11 protein-coding genes are annotated in these 8,576 nt (G+C 60.8%); 4 read left to right on the top strand and 7 right to left on the bottom strand.

What is annotated here, in order from left to right:
* The first annotated feature begins 855 nt into the window (after positions 1–855).
* From D6T64_RS00495 to D6T64_RS23580, 3 genes are all read left to right on the top strand, one after another.
* Positions 856–1,956, top strand: a complete 1,101-nt coding sequence (locus tag D6T64_RS00495) for a trypsin-like serine peptidase (protein WP_147364388.1) — start codon at positions 856–858, stop codon at positions 1,954–1,956.
* 49 nt (positions 1,957–2,005) lie between these two features.
* Positions 2,006–2,218 carry a hypothetical protein gene (locus tag D6T64_RS00490; protein ID WP_119970393.1) on the top strand — a complete coding sequence of 71 codons (213 nt, stop codon included), beginning with the start codon at positions 2,006–2,008 and terminating at the stop codon, positions 2,216–2,218.
* Positions 2,219–2,515: 297 nt separating this feature from the next.
* Complete coding sequence (locus tag D6T64_RS23580) at positions 2,516–2,797, top strand: DUF4913 domain-containing protein (RefSeq protein ID WP_370448706.1); 282 nt, start codon at positions 2,516–2,518, stop codon at positions 2,795–2,797.
* 60 nt (positions 2,798–2,857) lie between these two features.
* On the opposite strand, the gene D6T64_RS23575 is transcribed toward D6T64_RS23580, so the two are convergent.
* Positions 2,858–3,037: a hypothetical protein gene (locus D6T64_RS23575; RefSeq protein WP_377012931.1), complete on the bottom strand. Its 180-nt coding sequence runs from the start codon at positions 3,035–3,037 to the stop codon at positions 2,858–2,860.
* Between the two features lie 4 nt (positions 3,038–3,041).
* Here D6T64_RS23575 and D6T64_RS00480 point away from each other — a divergent pair, with 4 nt between their 5' ends.
* Complete coding sequence (locus D6T64_RS00480) at positions 3,042–3,383, top strand: hypothetical protein (RefSeq protein WP_233550751.1); 342 nt, start codon at positions 3,042–3,044, stop codon at positions 3,381–3,383.
* Between the two features lie 44 nt (positions 3,384–3,427).
* Here D6T64_RS00480 and D6T64_RS00475 read toward each other — a convergent pair whose 3' ends face one another.
* The 6 genes from D6T64_RS00475 to D6T64_RS23350 form a co-directional block, all read right to left on the bottom strand.
* Positions 3,428–4,147, bottom strand: coding sequence for a nucleotidyltransferase domain-containing protein (locus tag D6T64_RS00475; RefSeq protein ID WP_119970390.1), 720 nt, complete (start codon positions 4,145–4,147; stop codon positions 3,428–3,430).
* A 397-nt stretch (positions 4,148–4,544) separates the two neighbouring features.
* Positions 4,545–5,426, bottom strand: coding sequence for a nucleotidyl transferase AbiEii/AbiGii toxin family protein (locus tag D6T64_RS00470; protein ID WP_119970388.1), 882 nt, complete (start codon positions 5,424–5,426; stop codon positions 4,545–4,547).
* Positions 5,423–6,007, bottom strand: a complete 585-nt coding sequence (locus D6T64_RS00465) for a type IV toxin-antitoxin system AbiEi family antitoxin domain-containing protein (protein ID WP_119970397.1) — start codon at positions 6,005–6,007, stop codon at positions 5,423–5,425. Before D6T64_RS00465 ends, D6T64_RS00470 begins: the two co-directional genes overlap by 4 nt.
* A gap of 282 nt (positions 6,008–6,289) precedes the next feature.
* The gene (locus D6T64_RS00460; protein WP_119970385.1) at positions 6,290–7,621 is read right to left on the bottom strand and encodes a glycosyltransferase family 4 protein; all 1,332 of its coding nucleotides are present in this window, start codon (positions 7,619–7,621) and stop codon (positions 6,290–6,292) included.
* A complete protein-coding gene (locus D6T64_RS00455; RefSeq protein ID WP_119970383.1) occupies positions 7,618–8,277 on the bottom strand; it encodes a response regulator in 660 nt (219 codons plus the stop codon). The genes D6T64_RS00460 and D6T64_RS00455 overlap by 4 nt, the downstream gene beginning before the upstream one ends.
* Entirely contained in the window at positions 8,274–8,402 is a 129-nt protein-coding gene (locus tag D6T64_RS23350) for a hypothetical protein (protein ID WP_267900459.1), read from the bottom strand. The genes D6T64_RS00455 and D6T64_RS23350 overlap by 4 nt, the downstream gene beginning before the upstream one ends.
* Positions 8,403–8,576 lie beyond the last annotated feature (174 nt).

The following is an 8,576-nucleotide window of genomic DNA, read 5'->3' as shown; positions in this document are numbered from 1 at the left end:
GGTCTGCTAACGGGCTGACGTTCCAGCTGCCCCTGAAGATCATTCCCTCTGACGCACGATGCTGTGCCCTGATTCGGTCTCAACCAGATTGATCAGGTTCGTCCACTTCTTGGATCCGCCACGGAATCTGCCGATGACGAAGAACGCCGGCGTCTGGTGTGGGAAACGGCTCCGCCCGTAGGGGGTCCGCCTTACGGGCGCACCTCCCTCTGGCGGGTGGAAGACGTAGATCATAGTGTGAGGCTATGGGCGAAGAGGCGATTGTCAGAGTGGTGTTATTCGTGGTCACGGTTGGCAGTGGCGTTCTGATCCTGTGGATCGCGCAGGCTGCAGCCAGCGGACGCCTCGGACGCAATCAGCTCGCTGGCTCGCTACGTTAACGCAGCAAAACTCAGGAGCGGGAAACAACACAGAGATACTGGATGTGACCCAGCTGACCCGCACGGTGACAATGAATTGCACTCAGGGGGACGCAACCTTTCTGCGCCGCAGAGGGACTCGCGAACTACCGCTCCTGAGACGACCCGCAGACGCTGTTTCCCTCTCCATATATTTCGCTCCGGAATGATCGTTACCCCTCCTCCGAAGAGTTCATCAACTGGACCCGAGGTGCGGTTGACAGTTACCCAGATCGTCGACCTCTGGCGGTTTATGCGCCAACTCTGACAGGCATACTCATCACAGTGGGGCACGATCCCGGTCGTTGAAAACCGGGAATTCGCGGCCCAAGAGCGCTGGCCGATCATGGTCGGCGGCATTGCCGAGGGGGAGCCACGGTGTGAATAACGCATAAATTCTCTCGGTATTCATGCCCGCTCTTTCGAGTATCCGATATACCCAGGAAGGCAATTCCGAATGTTCCAGCAAAAACAACGTGGACGCTCCGCCCACATTGCCTCTTCGCACAACACCACCCTGAAACGCCGTGCACGGTATTCCATGGGAATCGGCGGTGCCCTTGGTGCCGTCCTTCTGACGGTGATCACGATCGCTCCGGCGAACGCAAGCGCGGGCGCAGGCGCAGGCGCAGGCGCAGCTGACGATGATGCTCTGAGTACGTCGATCAACGCCCCGCTCGCCGCAGCCCGGAACGCCGCAGGCGACAGTCTCGACCCAGCCGGCTTCTGGACCGAGGAGAAGCTTCAGAGCGCCATACCGCTCGACCTGTTGCCGGACACGACAGGCAGCGACCGGCGCAGCGAACCTCCCGCCGAAAGTGACGAGTCCTCGGACGAGGGAGTCACTCTGTCCGATCCCGTCGCACCGCTCCAGTCATCCGAGATCACGCCGTTCGCCGATCCAGTCGCCTCTACGGTGGGCCGCTTGTTCTTCAACACTCCGAACGGTCCCAGCTCGTGCACGGCTTCCACAATCAACAACGCCAATAAGAATTTGTTGATCACCGCTGGCCACTGTGTCCATCAAGGCGGCGGTGGCGCTTGGTACTCCAACTTCCTATTCGCCCCTTCGTACTATGATGGGCCCTCAGCTCAGGGCTATTGGAGTTGGAGTAACGCCCGAACCTTTAACTCCTGGATGGACAGTTCGGATTTCACCCACGATCAGGCGTTCATCGCCGTTTACCCGAACAACGGGACCCAGATCGTCGACGCGGTCGGCGGCAATGGTCTTGTCACTGGTGCCGGGCCGGTTCAGAGCAATGTGCGGGTATGGGGCTACCCGGCTGATCCTCCGTTCACCGGCGAGATTCCTTACTACTGTGACGGTAACACCACTGCGGTCGCGTTTAGTTCGGACGCAAGCTTCCCCTGCGGCATGAATGGTGGGGCGAGCGGTGGGCCCTGGTTGAAGGATCGTATCAACGTGAATCTGGGCTATACATGGGCGATCACATCGCGATGCGAGACAACGCCGGGGACTACGGACTGCGCGCTGACCAATCTGCGCTCCACGCCGAACACACGCGACGTTGTTACCATGTTCAACCTGATGTAGGGTGACGCAGTGTGCGGATGGAATTACGTGGACGCGATTGGCGACTGACATGACGAAAAGCATCATCGCGTGCCTCGCGATTCTGGGCATCATGTTCTTGACCGCGTGCGGTGGGCGCGCGCCCAGTTCGACGCCTTCACCGACTGACGGTTCCGGCTCTCGAGAGATCACGGTGCCGACTGATGAACCGCCGACGAAGGAGTTCTGGACAGACGAGCGGCTCCGCAGCGCGACCCCGATGCCGATGCCGCCGGCCGAGTAGTCAACGCCTCGGGCGATGCCCAGCCTCACCGATAATGCGTGGGGGTGCGTTCTGAATATCTCAGAACCCCCGTTACCTTGTTTGTAACTTCGGATGGTGTGAGTATCTGAGGGAGTTGGCCTGTCGGGTCCGGCATGATTGTTGCCCCCCAGTCGTTGATGATCCGGGGGGTGTTGTCACCGGACTCGATTGGCGTCGGGTGATCGCTGACAGGGCTCGACTAGGCGTAAAGCCGAGGTCGTTTGTAATGTGGATGCCGAGACTTGACGCCGTAGACCAGGCCACGAATACAAGTGGATGGGAGCAGTCATGATCGAAAACTATGACAGCGTCGACGTGTTCGTCGGTGTCGACGTTGGCAACGTCGAGCACCACGCCGTCGCCCTGAATAGGACTGGCAAGGGTTCAATGTCGTCCTGGTGGATCAACCTCTGGGACCGCCACGCCGCAGTGATCTTCGACAAAAGCACCGGCCCCTTCCTCGACTGCGACCCCGCCGAGGGGCACCTTCATCGCCGCAAAGACAAGTTCCCAACGATCATTTTTTCGACAAAACCACCCGATAATGTGGAGCTTTAGGGGAACCTGACCGAGCTTGCCGGCCTGATGTGTCATAGAGGATCAGTTCCGCACGAGCAATCACGGTGTGCCATCGGCAGGTGCGAGCCTCAGAAAAACGCGACCTCGTAGCCCGGACATGGCATCGAGCAATTCAGCTGGATCCTCGCAATCAAAGATTCCATACCCAAGGCGGTCGAATGAGCTCTCCGGAGGCCGTACCGTGTCCCCAATGTCCGCCATGACATAGCTGCGCGTCAAACCGGTGACTGCGTTCCAGCCGGAGACGTCTATCTGCGCGACGACGCCCTCCCTGATGCCGATGACTGTCTTGGTCGAGAGCTACTGGCGGGAGATCAGCGGTGGTCTTACCGATCACGGCATACCGATCCACCATTTCGTCCCCCACGCCGACCAAGCAACGCTCCGCGACCGCATACAAAACGACAAAGACCTCGGCCCCTCGACGTTCCGCTTCGAGTACTTGGAGCCATACGCCGAGGCAGCTCATACCTGGCTACACAAAGAAGCCGAGGTCATCGACACCACACACATCACAGCGGACCAAGCCGCGCAGCAGATCGCGGATTCAGTGCTTGATCACTGAGAACGCGGGACATCCGGCATCCTTGATGCCCGGTGAAGGATCGCTTACCCAACCTCGCGGGAGCCCCGAGTATGCCCTTCCTGCAACGGTCCGCCGACGCTTTCGAGGACCTCATGCGCGATGCGGCAGAGCTCCTCAGATGATCGTGGAACTGACTCCGCCCACCGGACGAGGCGCTTCGCAGTCGGATCTTGGAGATTCCCGAGGCGTCGCACCAGCCACTTGCCGCTTCCAAGCCAGCTGTGGTTGGCGAAGAGCAGCAGCTCCCCAGCGCGCTTGTAGCCGTCCGCGATGATGGCGAACTCCTCTCCGGGATCCGGGCGTCCCTGAAGATCATCGATGGCTGCCGTGAGACCGTATCGCAGGTCGGCTTGCTGTGTCGCGCCGATCGGCTCCGGGCCTGCGGCCATCACCTCTTGCGCACGGGCCTGCAGCAGCGCCGTTGCGACGTTGTCAACCAGTGGGATGCCGCCAGCCCACATATCCAAGGCGACGGGCCGGCGCTGCTTCGCCTCCAAGGCGAACCACTCATCGATGCCCTCGGGGCCGTAGACAAACGATTCGACCAGCCAGCCGTCGTGTCTGAGCGTTTCTGCGAAGCTCGCCGGACGGTCGTCGTAGTAGACCACGATGTCGAGATCAGAAGTTCTGGTCCCGCGGCCGCGCGCGATGCTGCCGGCTAAAGCGGACGCTGCCGCCTCGGGGTGTACCTTCCTGACGAATGCTTGAGCCGATTTGAGGGCCCCGTCCAATGCCGAAGTCATGCCTTGAGCATAGGGCGACACCAACGAGCGCCGCTGGGTCGAACCGTGAATGCGCCCGTTCACGGATCCCTGCGGACAATGCCCCGCAGGGGGTCCGGCTTGCGGGCAGGCGTCCCAGATAGGCTTCAACCATGAAAGCTAAAGCGAGCACATACGGGTCAGTGGGCGCAGGGCTGCTCCTCGGCGGATTCGCTCTAATTCTCGGCTCGGGCGGCTCAACCCTTCTGGTCGCGCTCGGCGCTCTTGCGGCGGTGGCAGGCGTTGCGAGCTTTGTCGCAGGTATCGCACTGTATTTGCGTGCGACCAGCACACCAACTCGCCGAACTTAACTTTACGGCCGGCGAACGATCTGCTTGAGGTCGCCATCCCGGTGAGGGTTCCCCTACGGCGTTTCAATTCAGGGTTTGCGCCAGCGCTGAGTTGACGAGTCCCAAACTTCATCTGCGCGCACGGCGCCGGTGAAAACCGGATCCACGAATTCGATCACGTCTGCCAGCTGGTCGTCGAACGATTCAAGGCAGATCTCCGTGAGGGCGAGTTTGCGCCGCCATGCTGCCCATTTCGGCTGTGCGATCGCGGGCCAGCCTGCTGTGGCTACCGCGACTGAGGTCAGCGGGACTTGTCGGAAATCGGCGACGCGCTGGGCTGCACCGCGAACCTCACTCGCGCTGAAGTCGTGGGACAGTGAGAAATTCCGCAGGTCGACGATGTCGCGCCACCGTGTGCTCGTCGTTCCACGTGTCAGCATCGTGACCGCCTTCTCTGCAACGACCATCACCAGCGGATAGCCGAGCATCTCAAATTCCCCACCGAGGATGCGAGGGACGGTAACCGAGCGTGGGTCTGGCCAGATCGGGTCTCCTGTGCTGATGTCCAGATGAAACGACAGGGCACTCGTGTAGACGTGTGCAAATATCTTGACTCGGAGCCCCGAGTAGTCGTCGCCCTCGCGGATGAGTCTGATATCCGTGCGGGCGGGGTCGATGGCCAGAGCATCGTCGACGGATACGGCCGCAACGACCTCCACAACAGCGAGCAGATGGGCGGCATCCACGTGAAAGTTGACGGCTTCCATGTCGATGTCGCTCGTCGGACGCCGAAGCCGATACGCAGCAAGGAGCACGCCGCCCTTCAACACAAAGTCGTCCTTGTAGATTGTCTGAGAGAGCCGGCTCAGGAATGCCTCCATGGCGTAGAGGATGACCGTCTCCGAAACGGCCCGACCCGAAGCTCGGGCATGCCGGTGGAGCGCGGCGTAGAGCTGCGACGCGTGGCTCACGAGAGCAACTCCAAGGCTTGACGCAACGGACCGCTCGCTCGAGGTAGCTGCCGGGCGATGTCCATCAGTGCCCGCGGGTGAGACCCGCTCCTAAGCAGCCAATTCTTCAACGCTTCCGGAGCGATCTCATACCCCTCCAAACCACGGAGTCGGTACGCATCGACGATGGAGCGCTCCGGCGAATACAGGCCGATGGTCGCGTCGGATCCATCGATGCCCAGCTCAGTGCGTCCGAGCGTGAACGTCGCCGCGTCGAAATGATGCCAGGCAACGGGAGCGCCCGTATGTGGAGTTCGCACGCCCCGCGGAACGGCAACGTCGATTCGCGTAGGGATGGCATCCACGAGGCCATGATGGGCCAAAGCGCTCGATAGGCATACGATTGCGTCTTGTCGTCGGGCCACAATTTCAAGCAGATCCAGGTTCGCCGGCGGAAGGTTGACCCGGCGATACAAACCCCTGGCGATACGGTCGATGGCGCCGCTCTCACAGAGCCGGTGCAACTCCCGTGCCCCGATACCCGCAGCGGCTGCCATAGTGGCGCTAAAAGTTGTAACGGGCAGAGCATCGACCTTGTCCATCAACGACCTCCCACTCCCTTGTATCAAAATGTCCACACATAACTTTACCTGTAGACACTTCAGCACGCCAGAGGGCTCAAGAACCCAACGCCGGGACAATTGGGACGGTCTAGCACGCGTCCCGCCGTTCCCATACGGAACGCAGCACTTGTCGAGGATTGCTTGTTGGCCTGCTCGTGTTCCGGATCGGGTCGCCAGGCGTGGATCGAGCTGTGATTCGCCGTCATACGCATATATATGACTTCGTTTAGCGCCGCCACTTGGCGCGCTGAGGCATAACCGTTACACGCTTGAAAGACTCGACGTGGGAACTTTTTCCGAAATCTGATCGCCGTGTTTTGGGGCGATTGCTGACGGCGGGAGATTGCCTTGCCGGTGCTCAACTGGTTGCGTCCGGCCGCGCGAGATGAATCGCTCAGCGTACTTGTGCGACGAGGTATTGACAGAATCTATCCGGAGGAATGCTTGTCCAATGTTGCAGGCGTGTTGTTGGGCGCTGGCCTGTGCTGAGAAACGATTCGCACCGGCCGCGGGTGCACGCAGCCGGTCGCGGTCCCCCGCGAGCCGAATGATGGTGCGTGCAAGGCCCTCGGCGGTTGTGTCGCTCGCTGCGATGGCGGCGATACCGAATTCGGTGGCGAGGGTGGGGTCGGAGACGATCACGGGTCGACCGGCTTTGAATGCTTCGATAGCGATCATTGGCTGATTGTCGAACCCGTTCGACGTGATGACGGCCGCATGAGCCGAATCAAGCAGCTGAGTGACACCAGCGGACGATATACGTCCGTGGAAGATCACAGAGGCGGGAGCTTCACGAGACGCGCGACCGCCAGCGATGTCGAGTTGCACGACGCCGTGACCCAGGATGCCCTCCACGATCGTCATGGCTGAAAGTGCGACATCAAGTCTTTTCTCCGGGGCAAATCGTGCCGCCCACACGAGCCGGAGTGGACCAGTCGATGAGCTGATGAGTGGACGGCTGTGGAGGTTCTCGCTGGTGTTGGAGATCACCGTGACGTTGTGCAATCCCGCCGCGCGCAGCGCCGATGCCTGATGGTGGGAGGGCGAGATCACCAAGTCAGCCGCTTGTGCCACGCTCAAGGTCATCCCACGCAGCGCGCTATCCAACCGTCGGGGAGCCAGACGTCGCCGTGACGGAGCCAGGCCTGTAGTCCAGCCGTGAACGGCGGTGACGAGCGGTGCGGCCAAGGCTGCGATTCGGGGGCCACGCCAGAAGAAGGTGTGCACGACGTGCATGCTCGGGATGCCGCGTTTTGCGGCAACTTTCAGCACGGCGGCGGCTAGACCGAATTCTGAATGCGTAATGACCAAATCGGTCTGCCATTCGGCCAACCGCCGGTTCACGACGGCTTGGGTTCGGGCCGTATTGCCAACGATTGGCAGGTTAGCGCCCGGGACCACGAAGGTGACGGGAGAGTCCCAGCAGGTCACGCCCGCGGCGGCGAGGTCGAGCTGGGAGCAGGCGTCGGGCGCCGCGATAGTCACAGTATGCCCGGTCGCGGCCAGGGCGCGTGCCTGCTGTAGGAATGCCGTTTGGGCACCGCCCATGTATTCGAGTTTGTAGTCGATCACGAGCAGGATGCGCAGGGTCATCGCAATAGTCCGTTCTCGTAGGCGAAGGCCACGATCTGTAAACGCGAGCTCAGAGTGAGTTTTGAAAGAATGTTGGAAACGTGGCTCTTGACGGTGGTCTCCGATATGAAGGCGGTCGCCGCGATGTCGCTATTGCTCAGCCCGCGCGCGGCCAGGAGAAAGATCTCCTTTTCACGCGCGGACAGGTGACTGATCGCCGCATAGTCTGCCCGCTTACTTTCGGTGGGAATGAGGTCCTTGATAACGGCGACACTGTCTCGTGGTGCGATTACGGACTGGCCGCCATGGACGGTGCGGATGGCTTCGAGTAAGAATGCGGGGTTGGCGTCTTTCAGTAGGAAGCCGCTGGCTCCAGCATTGATCGCCTGCAGCACGGCGACGTCGCGTTCGTGGGTGGTGAGGATAATGATCTTGGGCGCGTCAACCAAAGCCTTCGCACGGATAATCTCGGTCGCGGTGATGCCGTTCGCGATGGGCATCCGAATGTCCATCAGGACGATGTCGGCTTTCTGAGACAGCGCAAGCTCGACAATCGCTCCGCCGTCGTAGGCAGCACCGACGAACTCGAGATCGGGTTGCGATTCGATCAGCATCTGGATTCCAGAGCAGAAGAGTTTCTGGTCATCGGCTATAGCCACGCGGATCGCGCTCTTCATGCGGTCGTCGCATCCTCATATACGGGCATGGTCGGAATGAACGCAGTGACGATGAACCGTCGGGGATCCTCATCGTCCAATTCCGCGGCCAGCCAGCCTCCCGCGAGACGTGCGCGTTCAGTCATTCCAGTGATTCCGCGTGAGAAGTGCCGTGGCGCAGACTCGGGCAGCGGAAGTGAAGCAGTCGATACGACGCTGAGGGCTAGGGCGTGTCTCCTAATGATCCGTGGGGTCGTGTGGCACAGTTGACGCATGTCGCGAACTGCCGTTTTATCTGACAGCGAGTGGGCTCGACTCGA

The organism is Cryobacterium melibiosiphilum (assembly GCF_003602235.1).
Taxonomy (GTDB): domain Bacteria; phylum Actinomycetota; class Actinomycetes; order Actinomycetales; family Microbacteriaceae; genus Cryobacterium; species Cryobacterium melibiosiphilum.
Note: the sequence above shows the minus strand (reverse complement) of the source record. Positions and strands in the feature narration are given on the sequence as shown.